This window comes from Aestuariivirga sp. (assembly GCF_041738905.1).
In the GTDB taxonomy this organism is placed as follows: domain Bacteria; phylum Pseudomonadota; class Alphaproteobacteria; order Rhizobiales; family Aestuariivirgaceae; genus Aestuariivirga.
This window is the reverse complement of record NZ_JBGSOZ010000175.1, coordinates 1-25,101: the sequence shown is the minus strand read 5'-3', so window position 1 is coordinate 25,101 and position 25,101 is coordinate 1. Positions and strand designations below refer to the sequence as shown.

The window sequence follows — 25,101 nt, the reverse complement described above, 5'->3', positions numbered from 1 at the left end:
GCCATGTGGCGGTCCAGCTTGCGGCCCTCGCGGGCGCGCGAGTGGCGGCGACCGTCAGTTCGCCGGAGAAGGCCCGCATCGTTCTCGCGCTCGGGGCCGAGGAGGCCATCAATTATCGCGAAACCGATTTTGCCGAGGAGGTGTTGCATTGGTCGGGTGGCCTCAACGTCGCCTTCGACAATGCCGGAGCTGACGTGCTCCAGAAGACGTTCCGCGCGATGGCGCCCTATGGGCGGGTTGTGACGCTGATGGGTGTGCCGCCCGATGATGCCGATCTCAATGCCTACAGCCTGAATCTCACGATCCACAACGTGATGATGTTGACTCCCATGTGGAAGGGGCTCGAAACCCGGCTGCGCGAACAGGCGGCCATCATTGGCAAGATGCTCGACCTCGTTGCTGCGCAGAAATTGAGCATCAGGCTGACCGAAAGTTTCGACCTTGGGGACGCGGCCTCGGCGCACGCATTCCTGGAGAGCGGGGCAGCAATGGGAAAAGTGACCTTGCGTATGAATTGAGTCTTGTGCAGGATTCTTCAATTGGATAGCTGAATCCCATGAAAGTTGTCCGGACCAGCATCGAGAAGATCCGCCGCCGCGATCTTGTGGAGGCTGCGTATCTCACGTTTCTCGACCATGGCATGAAGGGCATGACCATGGCCCGCATCGGCGAACGGGCGGGCATGTCGCATGGCATCGTGAACTATTATTTCAAGTCGAAGGACGAGCTTCTCAGCGCGGTCGTGCGCAAGGCCAATTTCCTGATCATGCAGGACGCCGTGCGCCGGTTGAAGCTGGCGCGGACCCCGCGTGAACGCGTCAGCGCCGTCATCGCCGCGAACTTCCCAAAAGACCTTTTCACGCGGGAGATCGCCCGCGCTTGGGTGAGCTACTACGCCATGATCGGCGAACATGCCGAATTCGAACGCCTGCAGAATGCGGTGGACAGCAGGCTGGCCCGGAATCTGGGCCACGCCCTCAAGCAGCTCGCGGGCGAGGAGGATGCCCGCAGCATCACGCTGTCGATCGCCACCCTGATCGATGGATTGTGGCTGCGCCATGCCAAGTCCAATGACCAGATGGATGCAATGGGCGCCATCCGCCACATCGAGGCCTTCGTCGACGAGAGATTGAAAACCGCTACCGCGCGCTCGTGACGGCCTTGATGTTCAGTTCGTTGAAGTGGTGCAGGAAGTGTTCGCTCCATGCTTCCTTCATCGCGGGATCGACCATCAGCCGGCCGCGCCGGTAGCCCATCGAGTGAAGCCCCCGCTGGACGCTTTCGACGAGTTCGACGTCTTCGGGTCCCAGAATATTGTTGAACCAGTCGACGGCCGATTCCGTGCCCTTGTCCATCTCCCCATCGAGGCCGAAATAGAGAAGCGGCTCGGAGGTTGCCTCAGGTCCATTCGGGTTCATCAGGAAGACCAGCAGCATGCTGGCGCCGGGCACGATGATGAAGGCCATGCAGGGCCACAGGAACACGATCTGGAAACCATCATTGCGCCCGGTGAAGCGGCGGCCTTCCACAAGCTCATAGGGAAGCTTGTCCGCCGTGCCGCCCCGGCCGAGGAATTCGATTACCTTGCCTTCGATGGACCAGCGGTAGGTCTCCTGGTCGATCACATCTGAAAGCTGCTTGTGGGCCGGGCCGGAATAGAAGCTGTGATAGTTCTCGAGGAAGTTCTCGGCCACAACCTTCCAGTTCGCCTTGATGTCGAAGTCCTGCCTCTTCACGAAACGCAGCTTCTCGGCTTCCGGGCACATGGCGAGCAGTTTTTCAACGAAATGCGGATCGGACTTGTGCAGAGGTTCTGCCCCGGCATCGAGGTTGACGAACACGAAGCCTCCGATGATGTCGACACCGACGGGTTGAAGCCGGACAGACGAACGGTCGAAACCCGAGACCTCCTCGCATTTGGGCGCGCCACGCAATGCGCCGTCCAGTTCATAGGTCCATGAATGATAGGGGCAGCGGATGGCGTTCCTGACGTTTCCGCTGCCCTTCAACAGCTGGTGGGCGCGGTGCTGGCAGACATTGAAGAAGCCCAGGATGGAACCATCGCGCTCGCGGATGACATAGACCGACTGCTCCGCGATATCGCCGGTGACATAGTCACCCGCCTCGGGCAGTTCGGAGGCGTGGCAGAGGTAGAGCCAGTTCTTCGAGAAGATGGATTTCAGCTCGGCCCTGTAAAGGCTCTCGTCAAAATAGAATGCAGCCTCGGGCGTGCAGCTGTTGGCGGCATCCGGCGTGAAGCCCGGCCCTGCGGGATCGATCAGCCTGTTGCTCATTGCATCGTCTCCATCTCTCGCATAGCGGCCGCGCGGTTCGAGGAATTCGATTTCGTTTCCCTCGGGGTCGTGGACGTAGAAATAGCGCGTCTGCAGGCGGCCTTCCGCGACATAGTCCTCGATGCGGCCCGGCCTGACGCCGAGTGCTGCAAGCCGCGCATGCTCGCCTTCGAGATTGTCGACGGTGAACGCGATATGGCTCCGCCCGGCTTCGGGCGCTTCATCGAAGAACCAGTTCACGGGACGGACCAGTTCGATCTCGAACCCGCCGTTTCCCCGCAGGTATACGAGTTCGGTGCCGTCGTAGCGATGCCGGTCGGCCAGCGTCAGGCGCAGCGCCGATCCATAAAAGCTTATGGCCCGCTCCAGATTGCGCACATGGACCATGTGGTGATGAACTCTCATCCACTTTGCTCCGCCAGCCACTGCGACACGGGCGGAAGCCTGAGCCCGCCCGTCATGAACTCGCCGATCAATTCATGCAGGCGCTCGCGCCCGAAGGAGGGTTCGTGACCTGCATGGACCACATCGACGGGAAGTTCGCGAAGCCTCGCCATCGATTCCCGGAAGGCATCGGCATCAGAATGCCAGGCATTGTCGATGAGGGGCCCGTCATAGATCACGTCGCCCGAAAACAGCGTGCGGGTCTTCGCCTCGTAGAGCGCGATCGAGCCCGGTGAATGACCGGGCAGGTGAAACACATTGAAATGCCGGTCGCCCAGATCGACGACATCGCCCTCGTCGAGATACCCGGTCAGAGGGGCCGGGGTGATGCTGTAGTTGAGCATGTCATAGCCTTCATGGGGAAGTGCTGTGAGCAGTTCGGCACCCAGCCAGGCTCGCGCACAGGTCCGGTCGGCATCGGGGTTGGCATGAATGTCCGCCTCGCTGCGATGGCCGAGGCGATCGGGGAATTCATGCGTGCAGCCGATGTGGTCGAAATGACAGTGGGTGGAGATTGAGGTGACAGGCCGCTCGCGCAGCGCTGCGATCTCGCTCTTCAGAGGCCGCAACCCCAGGCCAGAGTCGATCAGGATGTCGTGGCTGCGGCCCTGGACGAGCCACATGTTACAGCGCATCCAGGATGCCACATGCGTTTCCAGGATGCGGCTCACGCCACCACCGATGTCGTGGACCTCATACCACTTGTCGGCGACGGCAAGCCTTCGTGTCATCGCGCAATCTCCAGGTCCCTTGCCAGATGAAAGCCGCTGTATCCCTCAGCCGCGATGTCGTTGCAGATCTTCTCGTAGACGCAGAAACCGTCGGCGAAGGGCATGAAGACGCGCGGCTTGCCCGGCACGTTGGAGCCGAGATACCAGGAATTGCCCTTGGTAAAGAGCGTCTTCTCCGCACCCTTCGCCACCCTCTTCGTCCAACCGGCCTGGGCGGCGCGATCGGCCTCGATCCGCATGATTCCATTTGTCTGCGCATGATTGAGAAGACCGCTCAACCACTCCACATGCTGCTCGATCGCCAGCAGCACGCTGGCGAGAACCGAGGGGCTGCCGGGCCCGGTGATGACAAAGAAATTCGGGAAGCCCGCCACGGCAATGCCGAGATATGCGGCGGGGCCCCCAGCCCACGCGTCTCTCAATTGCATCCCATTCGCGCCACGGATGTCGAAGGCCGTCAGCGCGCCGGTCATCGCATCGAAGCCGGTCGCCAGAACAAGCGTGTCGAAATCATGCTGGCCGGCTGACGTCTTCAGACCGCCTGGGGTGAAGCGCTCGATGGGCTCATCGCGCAAGTCGACGAGCGACACGTTGGGCCGGTTGTAGGTCTCATAATAATCCGTGTCGACACACAAGCGCTTGCTGCCGAGCGGATGGTCCCTGGGGCAAAGACGCTCGGCCGTCTTCGGATCCCGCACGGTCTCCCGGATCTTGCGGCGGACGAAATCCGCCGCGAGCCGGTTGGCCTCCTCGGACACCATGAGGTCACTGTACGCATATTGGAAACTGAAGCCACCCTGGGCCCAGCATGTCTCGAAGGCTGCCTCGCGGGCCTTCTCATCAAGGCCGAGAATGGCCACATAGCCTTCATCGGCAATGTCGCCCGCATGGGTCGCCCGCCCCTTTGCCCGGAGTGCCTTGTAGTTCTGCTTCACGTCGCGGTCCTGGGCAGGTGATACCGGTGCGTTCCAGGCCGGGACGGAGAAGTTGGCGGTGCGCTGGAACACGGTGAGATGGCCGGCCTCCCTCGCAATGATTGGAATGGACTGGATGGCGGATGACCCGGTGCCAACGAGCCCCACCTTGCGCCCGGTGAAGTCGACACCTTGTTCCGGCCATTTCGCGGTGTGCAGCACCTGGCCCCTGAAATCTTCAAGGTGAGGAAGGTCAGGCACCTTGGGCACGGAGAGGCAGCCGGTGGCCATCACGAGAAAGCGCGCCGCGAAGGATTGGCCCTTGTCGGTTTCAACCTGCCAGCGGAGCCTCTCCTCGTTCCATGTGGCGGAGGTCACGCGCATCCCGAAGGAGATATCCTTCCGCAGATCGAAGCGGTCGGCCACATGCCGCGCATAGCTGAGGATCTCGGGCTGGGTGGCGTAGCGGTGGCTCCATGTCCAATCCTGCTGGAGTTCTTCAGAGAAAGAATAGGAATAGCTGAAGCTTTCCACGTCGCAGCGCGCACCCGGATAGCGGTTCCAGTACCAGGTGCCGCCCACATCCTGCCCGGCCTCGATGACGCGCGCGGAAAGACCCAGCTTGCGGGCGCTGTGCAGCATGTAGAGCCCGGCAAAGCCGGCGCCGACGATCAGGATATCGGGTTCGATCATGCGGTTCCTTTTCCGGCGCCGATTGGAGGCGCGGCTGCTTCAGGAACCGTTAGACAACCATCCAATTTTCTTCCGCACAAGGGACAGCGGAAGAAATGTCTCAATCTGCCTGGCGGCGGTGTTGGTCCATCATGGCGGCAAGTCCCTCAAGGTCATCGGGCGTCAGGCGGAGGCGCGCCAAGGGCATCACAAGAGTGTTTTCCCAATGCACATGGCGGCGGTAGCGCTCGAAGAAGCCGCGCAGCATGTAGCCCAGCATGTCCGGGTTCGCGGACCTGCCTCCCTGGCCGAGGACGTCCAGCGCCTCCGCGATCTCCGAGGCAAAATCGGTGTCCGCGGAATGTTCTGAGGCAAGCCGGTCGAGGATTTCGGACAGTCCATCCTCCGCCAGAGACCGCTGCCGCAACAGCGGAAACAATGCAGTTTCCTCATCGTGGTGATGGAGCGGCAAATCGAACAGCAGGCATGATGCAACCTGGGCGCAAAGCCTGCGGTCTATCTCGTCCGGCAATCCGTCTGCAATCCGTTCCATCGCGTCACACATCTGCATCTGGTGAGCGTGCGCATGAGCGATCAGATCCAGTGGATTGCGCGCGAAACTCGATCTCTCCCCGGAAGCGGAAGCGGTCATGGCGGAGCATTTTCCTAAAAGCATTCGGCATTCTCAGCGGAACACCCCAACCAGACATTGATCTGGATCAAAACTTCCGCAGCCGCGATCGTCCGGCGCGGCTAACCTTTGGCCATGAAGACATTGACCGCCTCACGCGCGGGCAATGGAGCGATGGCGCCATATCCCAAGGTCGAAAGCGCAGCGGCCGCATTGGCGAAACGGGCTGCCTCGCCCAGCGTGCGCCCGCGCGCCAACTCGGCGAGAAGTGCGCCGGTGAAGGCGTCTCCCGCGCCTGTCGCATCCACGGCTTCAACTGCATGGCCCGGAACGCTCTCGGTCCGTTCCGCCGACGCCAGCAACACGCCGTCACGGCCCAGCGTGACGACAACAGCTTTCGCGCCGATCCCGAGGAAGTGCCGGGCGATGGCGCGCGGGTCGGACAGGCCGAAGAGCGCGGCACTGTCTTCGGCAGAGGTCTTCAGAATGTCGGCCTGGGCAGCGGCGGCGCGGATGACGGGCCAAGCCTGCTCCGCCGTCCACAGGCGCGGCCGGAAATTCGTGTCGTAGGAGACTTTCACTCCGGCCGCGCGTGCGATGCCGATTGCCGCCGTTATCGAAGCGGCGGCGGACTCGCTGATGGCCTGGCTTATGCCGGAAGCGTGCAAAAAGCGGGCAGAGCTTATGAGTGAAGCGTCGACATCGCCCGGCGTCATGAGGCTCGCAGCCGAACCCTTGCGGCGATAGGTGAAGACATGGCCACCGGGTCCATGGGTCACGAAATAAAGCCCGGTCGGCGCGTCCATATCGGTGGCGATGCCCGACACATTGATCCGTTCACGGAGCATCAGGCCGCGCAGCTCATCGGCGAAATAGTCGCCGCCGAGCCGCGTCAGATAAGCTGATCTTGCGCCGAGCCGCGAGGCGGCGATTGCCACGTTCAACGTGTCGCCGCCGAAGCCCGCAAGGTAGCGGCCATCGGGCTGCTGGTTCAGTTCGTAGAGCGGCTCACCGATGGCGACGACATCAAACCGCGCCACGGCTCAAGCGGCACTCTGGAGGGCGCCCGGTCCGGGAATGGCTCCGGGCGGACACTTGCCAGCGATGATCATGCCGAGCACTTCATCATGGTCAACATCGCTGGTGTATGCTGTTCCCACCACCTTGCCGTTCTTCATCACAACCAGCCTGTCGGCCAGATCGAAAACGTCGTGCAGATCGTGGCTGATCAGGAAGATGCCGATGCCTTCCGCCTTGAGTTGCTTGATGAGCTCGCCCACCTGCGCGGTTTCCTGCGGGCCAAGGGCCGCCGTCGGCTCGTCCATGATCAGGATACGGGCATTGAAGTGGATGGCGCGCGCGATGGCGACCGATTGGCGCTGGCCGCCCGACAGCTTGATCACGGGCTCCTTGAAGCGGCGGAAGTTGGGATTGAGCCGGTGCATCACCTTGCGCGTCTCGGCTTCCATCGCCACGTCATCCAGCGTGCCAAAGGGCGTGCGCAACTCGCGGCCGAGATAGAGGTTCGCGGCGGCGTCGACGTTGTCGGCAAGCGCCAGCGTCTGATAGATCGTCTCGATGCCAAGCGCCTTGGCGTCGCGCGGATTGTTGATCTGGACCTCCTTGCCCTCGATCAGGATCTTGCCGTGATCGCGCCTGTAGGCGCCGGACAGGATTTTGATCAGCGTCGACTTGCCCGCGCCATTGTGGCCAAGAAGGCCGACGACCTCGCCCGGGTGAAGATCGATGCTGGCATGGTCGACGGCCTTGATGCCGCCGAATGCGATGGAGATGTCGCGCATCTCGATGAGGGGGGTATTGGCCATGGTCATCTCCTCACTTCACGTTGCGGCGGTAGATCTGGTCGAGCCAGACCGCGATCACGAGAACACTGCCGACGACGATGTTCTGGAAGGCCGCCGGCAGGTTCAGCAAGCCCATGCCGGACTGGATCGACTGCATCATCAGCGCGCCGAGGATGGCGCCGTAGATGGTGCCGAGGCCTCCCGCCAGCGAGGTACCGCCAATGACGGCGGCAGCGATCACGTAGAGCTCGTTCAACCCGCCCAGCGCGTTGGTCGCGGCATCGAGGCGGGCCGACGAGATGATGGCGGATACGCCGACGAGGAAACCCATCAGCGCAAAGACCTTCACGGTCAGCATCTTCGTGTTGATACCGGCGAGAATGGCCGCTTCGGGATTGCCGCCGGAGGCATAGACGTAGCGCCCGAAGCGGGTGCGGCCGGCGATGAATGTCATGACCGCTCCCACGGCCAGGGCCACGAGGACGGGCGCCGCATAGCCTGTTCCGAAGGTCAAGCCTTCGATACAGCGCACGACCTTGTCGCCCGCCATGCAGATCGCGTCACCGGCGCGGTCTTCGATGCCGGGCGGAATGGCGATGTTATTTTCCTTGGCGTAGTTTTCGGCGAGTTTCGGCGGCCAGGGATAGGCATTGACGATCCAGGCCGCACCCAGAACCGTGGCACTGCCGAGTGCGGCAAGTGTCGCCTCGGCCCAGATGGGGCGCAGCGGAAACTTGAACCTGATGCGCTGGCGCCGGCCGTGGATGATCGCGAGAACGATCAGGACGCAGGCGATGATCGACAGGGTCCAGGTCCAGAAGGGGCCGATCCATGATGCGGGGATCGTGCCGCCGAGTATCTTGAAGGTCTTGTCCATGGGCGCAACCGTCTCGCCCTTGGCCAGCAGGAAGGCGACGCCGCTATAGGCAATCAGGCCGCCCAGCGTCACGATGAAGGCGGGGATCTGCGCATAGGCGGTCAGGTAGCCGTTGAAGGCGCCGATGGCCGTGCCGAGGGCGAGGATGGCGACAATTGCGATGATCCAGATGGCCGGGTGGCCAACGCCGAGGACTGGCGCGAGCTGATAGACCTGGATCACGGCTCCGGCGACGGCAACGAGACTCAGCATCGAACCGACCGACAGGTCGATGTGGCGCATCACGATGATCAGCACCATGCCGGTGGTCATGATGGCAATCGATGCCGTCTGGTTCAGCAGGTTCCAGAGGTTGCGGGGCGTGAGGAAGGAGCCGCCGAGCAGGCCGCCGAAATTGCCGCGGAGAATGCCGCTGGCAATATCAAAGGTGCACCAGATCAGCAGCAGGGCGGCGATCATGCCGATCATGCGCGTGTCGATCTCGGTCGCATTCAGGAACCGTCGGACCGGTCCGTCATCGGTGAGCGCAGGACTTTCACTGGACGTCTGCTGCTTGGACATATGGTGCCTCCCCAATCCATCGAGGCCGCCTCGGGACGGCTCTTCTACTTAATGCAAGACCGCGCCACCCTTCCGGGCGGCGCGGCCAAGTCTGTTTCAGATCGCGCGATCACGCAAGACGATTAGCAGCCCGGGACGGCGCCAGCGGCGACACCGGCGCAAGCCTGGTCCTTGGTAATGTGGCCGGCGTCAATGGCGACATTGACATTGGCCTTGGTGATGGGGGTCGGGGTCAGCAAGATGGCGTTGACTTCAACGCCCTTCGCACCGCCGGAGAACTTGCCGACGCCCGGAAGCGTGGCGGCGTCCGTGCCTTCGGCGATGGCGTTGGCTGCTTCAGCGGCAACCTTGCCGAGCTCGCGGGCATTCTTCCAGACCGAGACGGTCTGGGTGCCAAGAGCGACGCGGTTGATGGCGGCGAGGTCGCCGTCCTGTCCGCCGACGGGAATGCCGGCCATGCCCTGGGCTTCGAGAGCCGCGACAACGCCAGAGGCCATGCCGTCGTTCTCGGCCAGAACCGCATCGACCTTGTTACCGGTCGAGGTCAGGCACTGTTCCATGTTCTTCTGGGCCACGTCGGGCTTCCAGCCGTCGGTGAAGGTTTCGCAGACGTTCTTGACCTTGCCGGAATCCAGAGCTTCCTTCAGGACTTCCATCATGCCCTGGAACAGGAAGGTGGCGTTCGGATCGCCCTTGTCGCCCTTGATGAAGGCATAGTTGCCCTCGGGCTTCACCTTCTGGATCTCCTGGGCGATGAGACGGCCGACGCCGACGTTGTCGAACGTTACGTAGAGCGCGTTCGGGTCTTCCACGAGCACGTCGTAGGAGAGCATCTTCACGCCCGCGTCAGATGCGGCCTTGAAGGACGGCAGGATGGCGTCCGAGTCGAAGGCGACGACCATGATCACGTCGACCTTCTGCGAGATCAGGCCTTCGATGTCTGCGGCCTGCTTCTGGGCGGAGCCCTGCGCGTCGGTCGAGACATAGGTGTTGCCTGCTGCTTCGACGACGGCCTTGATCGCGGCTTCGTCGGTCTTCCAGCGCTCTTCCTGGAAGGTCTTCCACGACACGGCGATGGTCTTGCCGGCGGCGAGCGCCGACATGGACGACATGCCGAGCATCAGCGCGCCAGCCGCCAGGGTCAGAAACTTACGAGTCATTCTAGGGTCCTCCTCAAAGCCACTCTGGCCCCCGCGGGACGCCTCCCTGAGCCAGATCGGTTACATCTGCGCGCGCGAGGTCCTGGGCCATGGACGTGTCTGTTGTTTTATTTCGGCGTCCAAAAAAATGATTGCGGCAATCTCATGCGTGAGTCAATATACAAAATAAGAAAAGCTAAATAGTGCAGTGCAAAATAAATGCTGCACTCGCGAAGGGCGTGACATGGGAGAGAAAGCCGACAGCGATCTGGTGCGGCGGCAGAACCGTTTTCTTTTGCTGGCAGCGCTGCGCCTGAACGGTCCCATGGCCCGCGTGGAACTCGGCCGTCACACCGGGCTGTCTCCCGCCTCCATCACGTCGATTTCCTCCCAGCTCATCGCCGACGGCATCCTCGAGGAGGTCGAGGACCACCACGCTCCCGCCCTTCCGATGCGGCGCGGCCGGCCTCTCACCCAGCTCGACATCAATCCGAAATCCGCCCATGTCGTGGCGGTGAAGATCTCCATCGACGGCGTCGAACTGGCGCTCGCCGACAGCCGTGGGGCAGTTGTGTCGCGCCGCGTGTTGCGGACCTCGACTTATGATTCCGACCCTGACGATTTTGGTCAATTCGTCGCCAGCGAGATCGCGGCCCTTCTGGCAAGGCAGAGACTGTCATCCCGCAGGGTTGCGCGCATCGGAATCGCCGTCCAGGGCGTGGCCGACTCGCAGGCCGGCACGGTAGTCTGGAGCCCGGCCTTCCGTACACGGAACATAGCTGTGGCGGGCGTGATCCAGTCGAGGCTCGGTATTGCCTGCACGCTGGCCAATGATGCGAACATGATCGCCGAGGGCCTGATCAGCACGGACCGCACGCGCTACAGCGGCACGACCGCCGTGGTCTTCATGGGCTATGGCGTGGGCATGGGCCTCATCATCGATGGCAAGGTCTATCATGGGCCCACGGGTGCCGCTGCCGAGTTCGGCCACATGAACCATCTGCCCGGCGGGCCGCTGTGCCGTTGCGGGCGGCGGGGATGCGTCGAAGCCTATGCGGCCGACTACAGCATTCTGCGCTGGGCCTCGGGCGAGGCCGAGACTCAACCTCCATCGTTTACTGCCATACCGGAAGACCGGATGCTGGTGCTGGAGGAGGCGGCACACCGGGGCGAGGCCGATGCAACACAGGCCTATGCCAAGGCCGGGGAGGCACTGGGCTATGGGCTGGCCCGGCTCATTGCAATTCTCAGCCTCCAGCGCATCGTGCTTGCCGGACCGGGCACGCGGGCCATCGCCCTGATCGAGCCGCATCTCCACCGCGCCATCGAGGAGGGTGTCGTCGACGAGCTCCGCCGCAATGTCGAGATCGAGGTCGTGCCGATTCATACCGACATGATCATCAAGGGCACGATTGACGGTGCGCTCCGCCAGGTCGACCGCGAGGTCTTCGCCTATGGCCCGCCCGCCAGACGCCATGCCGTGCTTGAGAAGATAGCCTGAACGGAGAGACAAGATGAACCGGCGTGCTGCACTCATATTCGGAGGAACCGCGGCCCTGAGCTGGGCCGCACGCCCTGCCCTGTCATCGGCGCCCGCCACAGCTGACACCGCAGCCATGCTGCGGAACTGGTACAGGCTGGTGCTGAAGCTGGTGCGCCACACGCCCACCTACTCGCCGCCGGTGGCCAGCCGTTCGTTCGCCTATCTCGGTGTCATCGCCTACGAGGCGGTGGCCTCAGGCTCGGACACGCTGATCTCGCTCGCGGGTCAGCTCAATGGACTCAATCCTTTGCCACCGCGTTTGCCGGGAGAGGCTTACAGCGATGCCATGGTGGTGCACGCAGCACTGGCCTCGGGGGTGAGAACCTTCTTCGGCAATACCGGCCCCACCGGCCAGCGCGTGCTGGATGCTGTGGAAGCAAAACGCCGCGACGAGGCCGCTGCCGGTATTGCGGCCGACATCGCGGCTAGGAGCGAGGCTTACGGAAGGGCCGTGGCCGATCACGTCTTCTCCTGGTCGCAGCCGGATGGCGGCGCCAGCGTCGAGAACATGGGCTTCCCGATGAACTACGAACTGACGAAGGGTCCGGCGCATTGGGTGCCGACCAGCCTGATCGCGCAGCAGCAGGCACCGCTCTTGCCCGTGTGGGGAAACAACCGCAGCTTTGCGATGCCCGATAGCAAAACCTGTGGTCTGCACCCGCCGCCCGCCTACAGCAAAGACCCGTCTTCGGCATTCTACAAAGAAGCGCTGGAGGTCTACGAGACCGTCAACGCGCTCACCGAAGAGCAAGAGATCATCGCGCGTTTCTGGTCCGACGACCCGATGCTGTCGCCGACGCCGCCAGGCCACTGGGTCACGATCATGCTGGATGTCCTCGAGGAACAAAAGGCCGACGCCGACCGCAGCGCCGAGGCACTCGCGCGGATGGGCGTGACATTGGCCGATGCCTTCATCGCCTGCTGGCACAGCAAGTTCGAATACGACCTGTTGCGGCCCGTCACCTACATCAAGCGGGTGATCGACCCCAAGTGGGAGGCTCTGCTCATCACGCCGCCCTTCCCTGAATATCCAAGTGGTCACAGCACGCAATCGGGTGCGGCCGCCACGGTGCTGACCGCCATGTTCGGCGAGAACCATGCCTTCAGCGATTCGACCCATGTGCGCGAAGGTCTGGCACCCCGGCCATTCCCGAGCTTCTGGGCGGCAGCGGAAGAGGCCGGAATCTCGCGGCTCTATGGCGGCATTCATTTCCGCGCGGCAATCGAGCGCGGGCTTGAGCAAGGGCGCTGCGTCGGCTCGCATGCGGTGGCGCTCCGCACCCGGAGCATGACGTGAGGCGTTCCGCGCTGTCCTTGCTTTCGGCCGTAGCCGTTGCAGGCCCGGCGCTTGCAGCGAGTGATACGCTCGTTCCGTCATTCGCAAACGAGACGGCAACCTCCGGAGTCGGCAGCGTCTATGCGGGCGAGTGGCAATACATGGTGGGCGGCGGCGCCACGGTCTTCGACTGCAACGGCGACGGCTTCGAGGACCTGCTTCTGGCCGGCGGTGAAAAGCCCGCCAACTTCTACATCAATGAAAGCCAGCGCGGCGGAGCCTTGAAGTTCAAGCCAACGAAAAGTGGTCTTGAACTCGATGCGGTCACCGGAGCCTATCCGCTCGATATCGACAGCGACGGCAAGATGGATGTCGTGATGCTTCGGGTGGGCGAGAACGTGGCGATGCGCGGCGAGGGCGATTGCCGCTTCAGCCGCGCTAACGAGGCCTGGGGCTTCGACGGGGGCGACGGCTGGTCCACGGCTTTCGCGGCGACATGGGAAAAGGGCTCATCCTGGCCCACGCTGGCCATCGGCAACTACATCGACCGGGCTGAGGAAATGGAACCATGGGGCTCGTGCACCGACAATTGGCTGCACCGGCCTGCCGCGAACCCGGCATCCTTTGCGCCGCCGCTGGCGCTAACCCCAAGCTTCTGCCCGCTGTCCATGCTGTTTACCGACTGGAACGGCTCCGGCACACCAGACCTTCGGGTGTCGAATGACCGCGAATACTATGAGGGAGGCCGCGAGCAGATGTGGCATGTGCCGCCCGGCGCGCCGCCCTCGCTTTATGGCGAGGCCGAAGGCTGGCGCTACCTTCGCATCTGGGGCATGGGCGTTGCTGGCTATGACCTCGATGGCGACGGCTATCAGGAATATTTCCTGACCAGCATGGCCGACAACAAGCTGCAGACCCTGTCCAGCCCGCCGAAAGGCGGCACGCCCGCCCGGCCCGACTACAAGGACGTGGCCTATGCGAAGGGCGTGACCGCGCACCGCCCCTTCATGGGTGACGACCTCAAGCCCTCGACCGCGTGGCATACGGGCTTTCAGGACATGAACAACGATGGCCGCGTGGACCTGTTCATCGCCAAGGGCAACGTCGACCGCATGCCGGATTTTGCCTTGAAGGACCCGAACAACCTTCTTCTTCAAGGACCGGACGGCAAATTCATAGAGGCGGCAGACAAGGCGGGGGTTGCCAGCACGGCGGTGTCGCGAGGGGCGGCGCTCGCCGATTTCAATCTCGATGGCCTCATCGATCTCGTCGTGGTGAACCGCCGGGAGAAGGCGGAAGTCTGGCGCAACGTCACGGCTGGTGCTGGCAAGTGGATCGAGCTGAAGCTCACACAGGGCAGCCCGAACCGCGACGCTATTGGCGCTTTCGTGGAAGTGAAGGCGGGAGACCGCGTGCAGCGCCGGGAGATCACCTCGGGCGGCGGCCATGTTTCCGGACAGTCGGGCTGGATCCACGCCGGGCTTGGCTACGCCGACAAAGCGGCGGTGCGGGTGAAATGGCCCGGCGGCGACTGGAGTGCCCCTTACGAGGTCCGATCCGGCCAGTTCGTCATTCTGGAGCGCGGCAAGCCGCAACCCATGGTCTGGACTCCCCGGTAGCCGTTCAGTCCCTCATCACGGCAAACTGAAGACCTGTGGTGCGGCGTGATTTTCTTTTGGGCGCAATCCGCTTAAGAGACGGGTCATGACTGGAGATACCTGCATGACGCCGAAGCTGTCCCGCCGTGGCTTTACTGGACTTGCGGCCTCGCTGCCCTTCATCGGCATGGCGAAGGCCGACGAGGGCTGGAGTGCCATCGAGAAGGAGGCTTCGGGCCAGACCGTCTATTTCAACGCGTGGGCCGGATCACCGCAGATCAACGACTACATTTTTTGGGCAGGGCTCGAACTCAAGGCGCAACACGGCATAACGCTGGAACATGTGAAGCTCAGTGACACGGCAGAGGCCGTGCGGCGGGTGCGAGACGAGGTGACGGCGGGAAAGGCCGACGGCAGCGCCGACCTCATCTGGATCAATGGCGAGAACTTCCGGACCATGAAGCGGGAACGCCTGTTGTTCGGTCCCTTCGCGGAAGACCTCCCGAACTTTGCCCTTGTCGATGTCGACGGCAAACCGACCACGCGCGTCGACTTTGCGGAGGCCACCGAAGGACTCGAAAGCCCCTGGGGGATGGCGCAACTTACCTTTTTCGGCGATTTCGCCAATGTCGAGGAGCCGCCACTGTCCATGATGGAGCTTTTGGAGCGGGCCAGAGTCAATCCCGGCACCATCACCTATCCTGCACCGCCGGATTTCCACGGCACTACCTTCCTCAAGCAGGTGCTGGCAGAGACCATGACGGACCGCAGCATGCTGGCGGTGAGCGTCACGAAGGAAGAATTTGTAGAGGCTTCGGCACCGCTCTTCGGCTTCCTCGACAAGCTGCACGAACATCTGTGGCGGGAAGGAAAGCAGTTTCCACCGACACAGGCGCAGATGACCCAGATGCTGGCCGACAACGAACTTCTTCTGTCGCTCACCTTCAACCCCAACGAGCCTGCCAATCTCGTGGCCAACGGAATGCTGCCGCAATCGACCATCGCCTGGCAGCATGACATTGGCACCATCGGCAACACGCATTTCCTGGCCATCCCCATCAATGCGCGGGCGAAAGCCGCAGCACAGGTCACCGCCAATTTCCTGCTGTCACCCAAGGCGCAGGGCCGCAAGGCAAACCTCAAGATATGGGGCGACCCGACTGTGCTCGATCTCGACAAGCTCACCCCTGCCGATCAGGCACTGTTCGACACTACGTCTACGCCCGGCGCCTTGCTCGATCCTGCTCCGACAATCCCCGAGCCGCACGGCAGCTGGGTGCCGCTGATCGAGGCTGCCTGGCTCGAACGCTACGGCGCATGAAGGTGAAGACCATTGCCGGCGCGTTGCCGCTCGGCGTGCTCTGGGGGCTGCCCTTGATGGCGGCCCTTGTTCTCGGCGTGGTGCGTGGGGTCGATGCTGACGCCTGGAGGGCCTTGTTCGAGCATCCGCAGCTTTGGCCAGCGCTGTGGCTTTCACTGTTCACCGGGATAGCCGCAACCGGACTGTCTTTGCTCTGTACGCTGATCATTCTGGCGGGACTCTATCGTACAAGACTGTGGAATGCGCTTCAGCCGATGGCCGCCGCCGGGCTGGCGTTGCCGCATCTCGCCTTCGCCATCGGGTTCGCCTTTCTTGTCGCGCCGAGCGGCCTGCTGGCGCGGCTCGCCGTGGGCGGAACGCAGCCACCGCAATGGAGCACCATTCAGGACCCCTGGGGTCTTGCCCTCATTGCCGCGCTTGTGCTGAAGGAGATTCCCTTCCTGCTCGTCACCGGCTGGAGTGCACTCTCGCGCGGCGATCAGGCCGCTCACCTCGATGGCCAATGCCGCGCGGCGGCCAGCCTCGGCCATGGCACCGGTTCGGCCTGGCTTCGCATCGTTCAGCCGCAACTCCTCAGCCATCTCCGCTGGCCGCTGGTGATCGTGTTCGTTTATGGCTCGACGGTCGTGGACAAGGCTCTGGTACTTGGTCCCACCCAGCCGCCCACTCTCTCCTTAGTCATCTGGAACGATCTGAACGACGCCGAGACGGCCACCAATCTCAGGGGGCTCGCGGGCGCATTCTTCATGTCGCTGGCGCTGGGCCTCATGCTTGCGGCATCGGGCCTGATGAAGACATTCATGGCGAGGCTGGCGCGTCCACTGCTCAGCGCCGGCCCCTCCCTTGCCTCCGCCCCAAAGCGGGTGGCGGCAATCCTTGGCGGCGGGGTGGTGCTGTTGTCCGGCGTGGTCACACTGCTTCTGGCCGTGCTCTCGGTTTCCCCACGCTGGCCCTACCCGGCGATCTGGCCACCCGTGACAGGAACCAAGGCCTGGCTCAGCCTTTTCGCGACACCAGCGCCCTTGTGGACAAGCCTGGCGCTCGCTGCCACAACGGCCGTTGTTGCCGTGCTGGTCGCAATCATCTGGTTTGAAACGCAAGACCCATCGCGCGACCGCTATCTGCTCGTCCCGGCACTTTTCTCACTCGCCATTCCGCAACTGGTCATCGGCGGCGGACAGTATGGCCTGTTCCTCACACTCGGACTCGTGGGCACCCCCACGGGGCTCTTCATCGCCCATTTCACGCCGGTGATGGCTTATGTCGCCATCGTGCTGGCAGGCCCATGGCGCGGTTTCGACAACCGCTACATGGCCGCAGCACGCGCACTCTCATCCACGCCCTTGCGCAATGTGCTGCGTATCAAGCTGCCCATGCTGAAAGCACCCCTCCTCACAGCGGCTGCCGTGGGCTTCGGCGTGAGCATGGTGCAATTCGTGCCGGCACAACTTGCTGCCGCCGGGCGCTACAGCACGCTGCCGATGGAAGCCGTGACGCTCACCTCCGGCGGCAACCGCTCTCTCACCGCGGCCTATGCTTTGGCTCTGGCCATCCCGCCACTTATCGTGTTTCTCGCCGCCGGACTGCTGGGGAGGCCAAGGTGGCGCTGACGCTCCGGGGCGTATCCGTCAGCTTGCAGGGCCGCGACATCATCAAGGCCTTCGATCTCGATATTGCTTCGGGCGAGATCGTGACGCTGATGGGCGCGAGCGGCTCAGGCAAGTCGACGCTGTTGTCGTTCATTGCCGGCGATCTCGCGGGCCCCTTCTCAGCGCGGGGCCATATCATGCTCGACGGCCAGTCACTTGGCAGCCTCCCGCCCGAGCGTCGTCATGTCGGCCGCTTGTTCCAGGACGATCTTCTGTTCCCGCATCTCACGGTCGGGGAGAACCTTCTCTTCGGCATGCCGCGCGGCGAGCGGGCATCCAGGATATCGCGCATGGAGGCAGCGCTGGCGGATGCCGGGCTAGAGGGCATGGCCGAGCGGCCACCGCACACACTGTCCGGCGGGCAGCGCGCGCGCGTGGCACTGATGCGAGCGCTCGTCGCGGAGCCGAAGGCCATGCTGCTGGACGAGCCCTTCAACAAGCTCGACATGGAGCTTCGGGGTGCCTTGAGAGCTTTCACCTTCGATCACCTGAGGGACCAACAAATCCCCTGCCTCATGGTGACGCACGACCGTTCGGATGCCCCCGCAGGCGGGCGAGTTCTGCTGCTGAAGGACAGCATGGAGCGCGATGATTGATCGCTTCGCCCTCAAGCTCCTGAAGCCGCTGATCGACGCCGCAGCCAAATGGTTTTCCGCGCGCGGTGTCACCGCCGACCAGGCGACGCTTGCAGGCTTCGGATTCGGGATGGCCGCCGCCGTGCTGGTCGCGCTGGGCTTCACCTGGACAGCGCTCATTCCGCTGCTGGCGAACCGGATGCTTGACGGGTTCGACGGCGCCCTGGCGCGGCTTTCCGGCACCACCGACCGCGGCGCCTTCCTCGACATCGGGCTCGACTTTCTGTTCTATGCCGCGATCCCGCTCGCCTTCGCGGTCCATGCGCCGGAGCAGAACGCGCTGGCAGCCGCCGTGCTGCTCGCCGCCTTCCTTGGCACCGGCACGAGCTTTCTCGCCTTTGCAATCATCGCCGAGAAGCGCGGGCTGAAAAGTACGGCCTATCCATCGAAGTCGTTCTACTATCTCGGCGGGCTTACAGAGGGAGCGGAGACCATCGCGTGCTTCCTCGCCATGTGCCTTTGGCCCGCTCATTTCGCGACGATTGCCTATATCTACGCCAGTCTCTGCGCCGTCACCACGGCGACGCGGCTCGTCGCAGGCTGGCGGAGCTTCAGCGGAAAGAATTCTTAACGCGCTTTAATGCAAAAAACTTCGCTCACGCCCACATTTCTTCTTGATTGCGACACACGAATACATCATATCGCGGTCGCCCAAGATCGCACGTGCCTCAAGGATTTCCCCAAAGCAACGACGGTGCGGGCTTTTTGGTCTCTGCCGGCTCTTCCAAAGGCCGGGGTTACTGAGAGGCACCACTATCCTTGCCCCACGTGCGACCGGGACCCACCCGATCAAGCCAAGGCGAACATTCAGTCGCCGGACAGGCTGCCCACGTCTCCATCGCGTGGCAGCCGTCACGAGACTGTCTTCGGCAACGCTCACCCTCGCTTTTGATTCGGGAGATACCCCCATGGCAGCCACCGCCCGCATTCTCGACTTCCTGCGAACCGCACGTCCCGAGGGCCCCTGCCTTGTGGTCGACCTCGACGTCATCGCCGACAATTACCGCGCTTTCGAGCACGCGATGCCCGACACCCGCATCTTCTATGCGGTGAAGGCAAACCCGGCTCCGGAAGTGCTCAAGCTGCTGGCCGGCATGGGCTCGTGCTTCGACACTGCTTCGGTGCCGGAGATCGAGATGGCCCTTGCCGCCGGTGCCACGCCCGAGCGCATCTCGTTCGGCAACACCATCAAGAAGGAGCGCGACATCGCGCGCGCCCATCAGCTGGGCGTATCCCTCTTCGCCGTCGATTCGGACGAGGAAGTGGAGAAGGTCGCGCGCGCAGCACCTGGTGCAAAGGTGTTCTGCCGCATCCTCACCGATGGTGCAGGTGCCGAGTGGCCGCTGTCGCGCAAGTTCGGCTGCGAGCCCTCGATGGCCGTCGACGTGCTGATGAACGCACACGCCCGAGGCCTCGTAGCCTATGGCATCTCGTTCCACGTCGGCTCGCAGCAGACGCGGCTCGGGGCGTGGGACACGGCCTTGGCCGAATCGAAGGCGATCTTCGATGCGATGCAGGCTCATGGCGTCACGCTGCAGATGGTCAATCTCGGCGGCGGCTTCCCGACGAAGTACCTCAAGCAGGTGCCGGGCACGGGTGCCTATGCCAACGCCATCCATGAGGCGCTGACCAAGCACTTCGGCAACGCGATCCCCGAGACGATCATCGAGCCGGGCCGCGGCATGGTGGGCAATGCGGGCGTGGTGAAGGCGGAGGTCGTGCTGATCTCGAAGAAGCACGCCAACGACAACCACCGCTGGGTCTATCTCGACATCGGCAAGTTCGGCGGTCTCGCCGAGACGATGGACGAGGCGATCCGCTACCCGATCGTCACCGAACGTGACGCCGACGCGAAGGGCCCCTGCGTGATTGCAGGCCCTACCTGCGACTCGGCCGACGTGCTCTACGAGAAGGTGCCTTACGACCTGCCGCTCACCTTGAGCGTCGGCGACGAGGTGCTGATCGAGGCCACCGGCGCCTACACGACGACTTACGCGGCCGTCGCCTTCAACGGGTTCTCGCCGCTCAAGGCCTACATCATCTGAGACCGCCATCGTTCCTTCTCCCAAGCTGCGCTTGGGAGAAGGTGGCCGACAGGCCGGATGAGGGCTCGCGCGTTCAGCGCGGGTGGCGCAACCGATGCTGCCGCATCGGCCCTCATCCGTCGCTTCGCGCCACCTTCTCCCGCACGCGGGAGAAGGTACATATTCCGTCACCCCCTTTTGGTTTGTCTGGAGGCCCCAATGGTCACCATCCGTCCCGAAATTGCTACTGACACCGGAGCACGCGAGCGCCTGCTCGACCGTGCCTTCGGCAAGTCGCGCCGCCGCAAGACGTCGGAGCGTCTGCGTGACGGCCGCATTCCGTCGGAAGGTCTCGCCTTCTCCGCCACCGATGCGAAGGGCAGGCTCATCGGCACCATCCGCCTGTGGGATGTGCTCGCCGGTTCCGGCGGCACGGCCCTGATGCTTGGCCCGCTAGCGGTCGATTGCAAGAGCCAGGGCAAGGGCCTTGGGTCGGCCCTGATGACGCGCGCGCTGAACGAGGCGCGCTCGCGCGGCCATGCCGCCGTCATCCTCGTGGGCGATGCGCCCTATTATGCGCGGTTCGGCTTCACGCATGGCCCGGTGGCGGACCTTCACCTGCCGGGACCTGTTGACAGCAACCGCTTCCTGGGGCTCGAGCTGATCCCCGGCGCGCTCGATGGCGCCAAAGGGCTTGTCGTCGGCTGCGGCCGCCGCGAAGTCCCGCAGCAGGAAGCCGCCTGAGGGGGCCGGCTTCCGCAGCACTATGCTGCAACAGAAAAGGGCGGCCGTTGGGGCCGCCCTTTTCATTTGATCACGTGTGAGACTCAGCCGTAACGGTAGGGCGGGCCGGCCTTCACCATGGTCTCGTTGTACTTCTTGATGATGCCGACGACCTTGGCCTTGAGCTCGCTCTCGGCTGCGATCTCTTCCCAGAACTTCTCAGCCTCGACCTGCACCGTCGCCCACTCCGCATCGGGAATGGTCGTCAGCTTCATCTTGTCCTTGAAGATGCGGAGGTAGGCTTCGCCGTTCCAGTACCAATGCTGGCGATAGTAGTGCGAGCTGTCGAAGCAGACGCGGATCAACTGCTGCAGGTGCGGCGGCACCTTGTTCCAGCTCTCCATGTTGGCGAAGAAATGCCCGATCCAGGCGCCGGAGATGTTATTGGTGAGGAAGTTGCCGGTCACTTCGGCCCAGCCCGAGGTATAGTCCTCGGTGATGCCCGACCACGCGATGCCGTCGAGTTCGCCTGTCTGCAGAGCCACCTGCACGTCTTCCCACGGCACGGTTACCGGCACCACGCCGAAACGGCTGAGGAACCGGCCGGCAGTCGGGAAGGTGAAGATCCGCTGACCCTGAAGATCGGCCAGAGTGTTGACCGGCTTCTTGGTGGCGAAGTTGCACGGATCCCAGGACCCGGCCGAGATGTGCTTGACACCAACCTTTGCGTACTCCTCACCCCAGATTTCGTTCAGGCCCCAGTTGTTGAAGAGGGCCGGAACATCGAGCGAGTAACGCAGCGCCAGCGGGAAGTAGCCGCCGAACACCGTTACTTCGGTGGGGCTCGCCATCGAATCGTCGTCGGACTGCACCGCGTCAATGGTACCCTTCTGCAAGGCGCGGAAAAGTTCCGCGGTGGGCACCAGCTGGTCGCCGTAGAAGAGTTCGATTTCCATCTGGCCCTTGGCGATCTCGTTGAAGGCATCGATGCAGGGCTTGATCACCTCGGCACCCAATGCCGGGCCGGCATAGGTCTGAAGCCGCCACTTGATCGGTGCGGCCTGGGCGAGCACGGCGGGTGCAGCAAGCGATGCGGCTCCTGCCACGAGGCCCTTTGCCAATACGTTGCGTCTCGATGTCATTTTCTTCTCCTTGGTTGTTTCTGAAACTGCCTCCCGTTTTCCGGGATGTCATTATGAATAGACGAGTCCCGGAAGCCACAATGCGAGCTGCGGGAAGACCATGACGATGATGAGGGTGACCAGCATCATCAGCACGAAGGGCACGACCGACCTGTAGATCATCGGCAAGGTATAGTCCTTCGGCGCCATGGCGCGCATGAGGAACAGGTTGTAGCCGAAGGGTGGCGTCAGGTAGGCGATCTGGCAAGTGATGGTGTATAGCACGCCGTACCAGATGAGGCTGTAGCCCAGCTGATCGACAAGCGTCACATAGAGCGGCGCCACGATGACCAGCATGGCGGTATCGTCGAGGAACATGCCCATGACGAGGAACGACAGCTGCATCAGCACGAGGATCTGCCACGGTTCCAGATGCAGTTCGCCGACGAAGACTCCCTCGATCACCTTGCCGGCGCCCAGTCCGTCGAAGACCGCGCCGAAGGACAGTGCCGCGAGGATGATCAGCATGAACATGCAGGTGATGGCGAGCGTCTGGCGTGTCGACTCCTCGAATACGCGCCAGGTGAAGCGGCCCTTGGCCACCGCCACAAGCACGGTCGCCAGTGCGCCGATCACGGAAGCCTCCGTCAGGCTGGCCCAACCCATGATGAATGGCACAAGAATGACGGCAAAGATGAAGACGGGCAGCAATCCGGCACGGAGCAGCGATATTTTCTCCGCCCAGCTGATCTGCTCGCTTTCCTCCTTCGTGATCGGCGGCCCGAGGTCGGGATTGAGACGGCAGCGAACGGCGATATAGATGATGAAGATCACGGCCATCAGCAATCCCGGCAGGATGCCGGCCAGCCAGAGATGCCCCACCGGCTGACGCGCGATCATCGCATAGAGCACCAGCACGACCGATGGCGGAATGAGGATTCCGAGCGATGATCCCGCCTGGATGACGCCCGAGATCATGCGCCGGTCATACTTGTGCTTGTCGAGCTGAGGAAGTGCAATGGTGGAACCGATGGCCATGCCGGCAACCGAAAGACCGTTCATGGCCGAAATCAGCACCATGAGCAGAATGGTGCCGATGGCCAGGCCGCCGGGCAAGGGCCCGAACCAGACATGGAACATCTTGAACAGGTCGGAGGCCAGGCGCGACTCCGACATGACGTAGCCCATGAAGATGAACATCGGCAACGTCAGCAGGGCATTCCACTTCATCAGCTTCATGACGGCGGAGTAGCCCAGGTCCGAGCCGCCCGTGCCCCAGAGCCAGAGCGCCGCGACGACGGCGACAAACCCGATGGCTCCAAAGACGCGCTGGCCCGTCAGCATCATCAGCATCAGGCTCGAGAACATCAAGCCCGCGATGAGATCATAAGACATCAGATGCTCACCTTGCGCAGGGTTGCGACATCACGGAAGAAATGCGCAACTGCCTGCAACAAGAGCAGGGAGAAGGCGATGCAGGTGACGAGCTTGACCGGCCAGAGCGGCGGTCGCCACGCGGTCGGGTTCCGCTCGCCGATGGAGAATGAATAGACGGTGCTGTCGATGGCGCCATAGAGCATGACGCCGATGTAGAAGATCAGGAAGAAGATGGTCAGGATGTCCCACATCACCTGGGTGCGCTGATTGAGACGGCCGTACAGGAGGTCCATGCGCACGTTGGTGTCGAGTTGCATGGAGTAAGGTGCTCCCAGCAAATAATAGGCAACGAAGAGGAACTGTGCCGTCTCAAGTGTCCAGTTCGCCGGAAGATGCGTGACCTTGGAGGCCATGGACCACAGCATCACGCCCATGATCACGAAGAGCAGATACATGGTGAAGCGGCCGACGCGATAGTTGATCGCCTCGACCCAGCGCACATAAGACTTGATCCAGTCCGGCATGCCTTCGACGTTCCCTTCTTGCCTGACGCCGTTCGACAGCGCCGGCGCTCGTCCATGCGAGCTTTGTATCCCCGATGCATAGTGTAACGAATTGCACAGTTGGTCAACTCGCTGAAACGGATTGAATTTGAGGCAGGAGCCTACGCGCCTGCATTCGAATGAGCTTTCTTCAATCGACTGATCACGATATGATTTTTCATGGTTCGCCGTCACTACAGCCTTCCGTCGTTGAATGCGCTGGCCGCCTTCGAGGCGGCGGCGCGGCATTCCAGCCTCACGCGGGCCGCGCAGGAACTGAACGTCACGCCGGGTGCCGTCTCCAAGCAGGTCAAGAGCCTTGAGGAAAAGATCGGCCGGCCGCTCTTTCTCAGACTGCACCGCGCGCTTGAGCTGACACCTGAGGGACACGCCGTGGCGGAGAGTCTGAAGGACGCTTTCGAAAGGGTTTCAGCCACGCTGCAACAGGTGGGGCAGATGGGCAGCCCCCGGACGGTGTCGATCGGAACCACCATGGCCTTCGCGCAGCTTTGGCTGATGCCACGGCTCGGCGATTTCTGGACGGCGCATCAGGACATCGTCATCGACCACATGATCTCGGACCGGGCGCAGGAACTGCACCGTGCCGACGTGGATTTGCGCGTGCGCTATGGCGACGGGACCTGGCCCAATGAGGAAGCGGCATTGTTGTTCGGCGATAGTATCGTCCCGGTGGCTTCTCCCGGGTTCCTTGCCGGGACCAAGATGAAGTCGCTGAAGGACCTTGCCGACCTGCCACTGCTCTCGGTCGAAGGCGTCGACTGGACCTGGACGACCTGGGCCGATTTCATGCGGGAGGCTGGAGCGCCGCAGCGCCGGTTGAACGTGCGGCGGTTCAACAGCTACGTGATAGCACTTCAGGCGGCGCAATCGGGACAGGGCGTGGCGCTGGGGTGGCTCAGCCTCGTGAAGCCCTTGCTGGCCCGGAAGGCGCTCGTGCGGGTGAGCCCGGCGGAAATATCGGCGCCGCAATCCTTCTACCTGACGTGGAATGCGAGGCGGGCATTGAAACGGGAAGCAGAAGTGCTGCGGGATTGGCTGCTGGCCCACATCGATTGAATTCATCTCATGTGATGGATGCAAAGTCTTCGCTTGAAACAATTTTTACAGAGGCGCTGAAATGGAGCCTCAAAACGGAGCCCGCCCCATGACCGATACCCTTCCCGCAATCCCCGCCGCCTCTCCCACGCGGCGCAGCGGCGGCCG

General features: G+C 62.9%; 23 protein-coding genes. 12 read left to right on the top strand and 11 right to left on the bottom strand.

The genetic code is table 11. The annotated features are described in order from the left end of the window. A partial coding sequence (locus tag ACEW8Q_RS16665) for a zinc-binding dehydrogenase (protein ID WP_373505182.1) occupies positions 1 to 518 on the top strand: 518 nt, incomplete at its 5' end. A 38-nt stretch (positions 519 to 556) separates the two neighbouring features. Beyond that, positions 557 to 1,156 carry a transcriptional regulator BetI gene (gene betI / locus ACEW8Q_RS16660; RefSeq protein ID WP_373505181.1) on the top strand — a complete coding sequence of 200 codons (600 nt, stop codon included), beginning with the start codon at positions 557 to 559 and terminating at the stop codon, positions 1,154 to 1,156. Here betI and ACEW8Q_RS16655 read toward each other — a convergent pair. The 8 genes from ACEW8Q_RS16655 to ACEW8Q_RS16620 all read right to left on the bottom strand — a co-directional run bounded on the left by ACEW8Q_RS16655 (position 1,140) and on the right by ACEW8Q_RS16620 (position 10,089). Then, positions 1,140 to 2,699 carry an SRPBCC family protein gene (locus ACEW8Q_RS16655; protein ID WP_373505180.1) on the bottom strand — a complete coding sequence of 520 codons (1,560 nt, stop codon included), beginning with the start codon at positions 2,697 to 2,699 and terminating at the stop codon, positions 1,140 to 1,142. The genes betI and ACEW8Q_RS16655 overlap by 17 nt on opposite strands. Next, the gene (locus ACEW8Q_RS16650) at positions 2,696 to 3,469 is read right to left on the bottom strand and encodes an MBL fold metallo-hydrolase (protein WP_373505179.1); all 774 of its coding nucleotides are present in this window, start codon (positions 3,467 to 3,469) and stop codon (positions 2,696 to 2,698) included. The genes ACEW8Q_RS16655 and ACEW8Q_RS16650 overlap by 4 nt, the downstream gene beginning before the upstream one ends. Further along, on the bottom strand, positions 3,466 to 5,076 hold the full coding sequence (locus ACEW8Q_RS16645; protein WP_373505178.1) for a flavin-containing monooxygenase: 1,611 nt from the start codon (positions 5,074 to 5,076) through the stop codon (positions 3,466 to 3,468). The genes ACEW8Q_RS16650 and ACEW8Q_RS16645 overlap by 4 nt, the downstream gene beginning before the upstream one ends. Before the next feature lie 100 nt (positions 5,077 to 5,176). Further along, on the bottom strand, positions 5,177 to 5,707 hold the full coding sequence (locus tag ACEW8Q_RS16640) for a hemerythrin domain-containing protein (RefSeq protein ID WP_373505177.1): 531 nt from the start codon (positions 5,705 to 5,707) through the stop codon (positions 5,177 to 5,179). 101 nt (positions 5,708 to 5,808) lie between these two features. Next, positions 5,809 to 6,726, bottom strand: a complete 918-nt coding sequence (locus tag ACEW8Q_RS16635) for a sugar kinase (protein ID WP_373505176.1) — start codon at positions 6,724 to 6,726, stop codon at positions 5,809 to 5,811. Positions 6,727 to 6,729: 3 nt separating this feature from the next. After that, positions 6,730 to 7,518, bottom strand: coding sequence for an ATP-binding cassette domain-containing protein (locus ACEW8Q_RS16630; RefSeq protein ID WP_373505175.1), 789 nt, complete (start codon positions 7,516 to 7,518; stop codon positions 6,730 to 6,732). Positions 7,519 to 7,522: 4 nt separating this feature from the next. Beyond that, entirely contained in the window at positions 7,523 to 8,929 is a 1,407-nt protein-coding gene (locus tag ACEW8Q_RS16625; RefSeq protein ID WP_373505174.1) for a sugar ABC transporter permease, read from the bottom strand. Positions 8,930 to 9,051: 122 nt separating this feature from the next. Next, entirely contained in the window at positions 9,052 to 10,089 is a 1,038-nt protein-coding gene (locus tag ACEW8Q_RS16620; RefSeq protein ID WP_373505173.1) for a substrate-binding domain-containing protein, read from the bottom strand. Positions 10,090 to 10,312: 223 nt separating this feature from the next. Between ACEW8Q_RS16620 and ACEW8Q_RS16615 the strand changes: the two genes are divergently transcribed. The 9 genes from ACEW8Q_RS16615 (at position 10,313) to ACEW8Q_RS16575 (ending at position 20,858) form a co-directional block, all read left to right on the top strand. Next, on the top strand, positions 10,313 to 11,569 hold the full coding sequence (locus ACEW8Q_RS16615) for an ROK family protein (RefSeq protein WP_373505172.1): 1,257 nt from the start codon (positions 10,313 to 10,315) through the stop codon (positions 11,567 to 11,569). 13 nt (positions 11,570 to 11,582) lie between these two features. Further along, positions 11,583 to 12,908, top strand: a complete 1,326-nt coding sequence (locus tag ACEW8Q_RS16610) for a vanadium-dependent haloperoxidase (RefSeq protein ID WP_373505171.1) — start codon at positions 11,583 to 11,585, stop codon at positions 12,906 to 12,908. Then, positions 12,905 to 14,506, top strand: coding sequence for a CRTAC1 family protein (locus ACEW8Q_RS16605; protein WP_373505170.1), 1,602 nt, complete (start codon positions 12,905 to 12,907; stop codon positions 14,504 to 14,506). Before ACEW8Q_RS16610 ends, ACEW8Q_RS16605 begins: the two co-directional genes overlap by 4 nt. An 85-nt stretch (positions 14,507 to 14,591) precedes the next feature. Further along, entirely contained in the window at positions 14,592 to 15,806 is a 1,215-nt protein-coding gene (locus ACEW8Q_RS16600; protein WP_373505169.1) for an ABC transporter substrate-binding protein, read from the top strand. Then, positions 15,803 to 17,416, top strand: a complete 1,614-nt coding sequence (locus ACEW8Q_RS16595; protein ID WP_373505168.1) for a hypothetical protein — start codon at positions 15,803 to 15,805, stop codon at positions 17,414 to 17,416. Before ACEW8Q_RS16600 ends, ACEW8Q_RS16595 begins: the two co-directional genes overlap by 4 nt. Further along, a complete protein-coding gene (locus tag ACEW8Q_RS16590) occupies positions 17,407 to 18,051 on the top strand; it encodes an ATP-binding cassette domain-containing protein (protein WP_373505167.1) in 645 nt (214 codons plus the stop codon). Before ACEW8Q_RS16595 ends, ACEW8Q_RS16590 begins: the two co-directional genes overlap by 10 nt. Then, positions 18,044 to 18,661 carry a CDP-alcohol phosphatidyltransferase family protein gene (locus ACEW8Q_RS16585; protein WP_373505166.1) on the top strand — a complete coding sequence of 206 codons (618 nt, stop codon included), beginning with the start codon at positions 18,044 to 18,046 and terminating at the stop codon, positions 18,659 to 18,661. The genes ACEW8Q_RS16590 and ACEW8Q_RS16585 overlap by 8 nt, the downstream gene beginning before the upstream one ends. 337 nt (positions 18,662 to 18,998) lie before the next feature. Next, complete coding sequence (locus ACEW8Q_RS16580) at positions 18,999 to 20,135, top strand: type III PLP-dependent enzyme (protein ID WP_373505165.1); 1,137 nt, start codon at positions 18,999 to 19,001, stop codon at positions 20,133 to 20,135. 198 nt (positions 20,136 to 20,333) lie between these two features. After that, the gene (locus tag ACEW8Q_RS16575; RefSeq protein WP_373505164.1) at positions 20,334 to 20,858 is read left to right on the top strand and encodes a GNAT family N-acetyltransferase; all 525 of its coding nucleotides are present in this window, start codon (positions 20,334 to 20,336) and stop codon (positions 20,856 to 20,858) included. A gap of 83 nt (positions 20,859 to 20,941) precedes the next feature. On the opposite strand, the gene ACEW8Q_RS16570 is transcribed toward ACEW8Q_RS16575, so the two are convergent. The 3 genes from ACEW8Q_RS16570 to ACEW8Q_RS16560 are packed head-to-tail and all read right to left on the bottom strand — an operon-like array spanning position 20,942 to position 23,859. Next, a complete protein-coding gene (locus ACEW8Q_RS16570; protein ID WP_373505163.1) occupies positions 20,942 to 21,979 on the bottom strand; it encodes a TRAP transporter substrate-binding protein in 1,038 nt (345 codons plus the stop codon). A 51-nt stretch (positions 21,980 to 22,030) separates the two neighbouring features. Further along, positions 22,031 to 23,353 (bottom strand): TRAP transporter large permease subunit, encoded by a 1,323-nt coding sequence (locus ACEW8Q_RS16565; RefSeq protein ID WP_373505162.1) that lies wholly within the window; start codon positions 23,351 to 23,353, stop codon positions 22,031 to 22,033. Next, positions 23,353 to 23,859, bottom strand: a complete 507-nt coding sequence (locus ACEW8Q_RS16560; RefSeq protein WP_373505161.1) for a TRAP transporter small permease subunit — start codon at positions 23,857 to 23,859, stop codon at positions 23,353 to 23,355. The genes ACEW8Q_RS16565 and ACEW8Q_RS16560 overlap by 1 nt, the downstream gene beginning before the upstream one ends. Positions 23,860 to 24,057: 198 nt before the next feature. Here ACEW8Q_RS16560 and ACEW8Q_RS16555 point away from each other — a divergent pair, with 198 nt between their 5' ends. Continuing rightward, entirely contained in the window at positions 24,058 to 24,954 is an 897-nt protein-coding gene (locus ACEW8Q_RS16555; RefSeq protein WP_373505160.1) for a LysR substrate-binding domain-containing protein, read from the top strand. Positions 24,955 to 25,101: the final 147 nt, after the last annotated feature.

What these genes read in the sequence shown, in the direction of transcription:
- ACEW8Q_RS16565 (WP_373505162.1), bottom strand. Translation starts at nt 23,353, where the DNA reads ATGTCTTATGATCTCATCGCGGGCTTGATGTTCTCGAGCCTGATGCTG.
- ACEW8Q_RS16610 (WP_373505171.1), top strand. Translation starts at nt 11,583, where the DNA reads ATGAACCGGCGTGCTGCACTCATATTCGGAGGAACCGCGGCCCTGAGC.
- ACEW8Q_RS16580 (WP_373505165.1), top strand. Translation starts at nt 18,999, where the DNA reads ATGGCAGCCACCGCCCGCATTCTCGACTTCCTGCGAACCGCACGTCCC.
- ACEW8Q_RS16615 (WP_373505172.1), top strand. Translation starts at nt 10,313, where the DNA reads ATGGGAGAGAAAGCCGACAGCGATCTGGTGCGGCGGCAGAACCGTTTT.
- ACEW8Q_RS16600 (WP_373505169.1), top strand. Translation starts at nt 14,592, where the DNA reads ATGACTGGAGATACCTGCATGACGCCGAAGCTGTCCCGCCGTGGCTTT.
- ACEW8Q_RS16595 (WP_373505168.1), top strand. Translation starts at nt 15,803, where the DNA reads ATGAAGGTGAAGACCATTGCCGGCGCGTTGCCGCTCGGCGTGCTCTGG.
- ACEW8Q_RS16650 (WP_373505179.1), bottom strand. Translation starts at nt 3,469, where the DNA reads ATGACACGAAGGCTTGCCGTCGCCGACAAGTGGTATGAGGTCCACGAC.
- ACEW8Q_RS16640 (WP_373505177.1), bottom strand. Translation starts at nt 5,707, where the DNA reads ATGACCGCTTCCGCTTCCGGGGAGAGATCGAGTTTCGCGCGCAATCCA.
- ACEW8Q_RS16585 (WP_373505166.1), top strand. Translation starts at nt 18,044, where the DNA reads ATGATTGATCGCTTCGCCCTCAAGCTCCTGAAGCCGCTGATCGACGCC.
- ACEW8Q_RS16560 (WP_373505161.1), bottom strand. Translation starts at nt 23,859, where the DNA reads ATGCCGGACTGGATCAAGTCTTATGTGCGCTGGGTCGAGGCGATCAAC.
- ACEW8Q_RS16625 (WP_373505174.1), bottom strand. Translation starts at nt 8,929, where the DNA reads ATGTCCAAGCAGCAGACGTCCAGTGAAAGTCCTGCGCTCACCGATGAC.
- ACEW8Q_RS16630 (WP_373505175.1), bottom strand. Translation starts at nt 7,518, where the DNA reads ATGACCATGGCCAATACCCCCCTCATCGAGATGCGCGACATCTCCATC.
- ACEW8Q_RS16555 (WP_373505160.1), top strand. Translation starts at nt 24,058, where the DNA reads ATGGTTCGCCGTCACTACAGCCTTCCGTCGTTGAATGCGCTGGCCGCC.
- ACEW8Q_RS16645 (WP_373505178.1), bottom strand. Translation starts at nt 5,076, where the DNA reads ATGATCGAACCCGATATCCTGATCGTCGGCGCCGGCTTTGCCGGGCTC.
- ACEW8Q_RS16570 (WP_373505163.1), bottom strand. Translation starts at nt 21,979, where the DNA reads ATGACATCGAGACGCAACGTATTGGCAAAGGGCCTCGTGGCAGGAGCC.
- ACEW8Q_RS16575 (WP_373505164.1), top strand. Translation starts at nt 20,334, where the DNA reads ATGGTCACCATCCGTCCCGAAATTGCTACTGACACCGGAGCACGCGAG.
- betI (WP_373505181.1), top strand. Translation starts at nt 557, where the DNA reads ATGAAAGTTGTCCGGACCAGCATCGAGAAGATCCGCCGCCGCGATCTT.
- ACEW8Q_RS16620 (WP_373505173.1), bottom strand. Translation starts at nt 10,089, where the DNA reads ATGACTCGTAAGTTTCTGACCCTGGCGGCTGGCGCGCTGATGCTCGGC.
- ACEW8Q_RS16655 (WP_373505180.1), bottom strand. Translation starts at nt 2,699, where the DNA reads ATGAGAGTTCATCACCACATGGTCCATGTGCGCAATCTGGAGCGGGCC.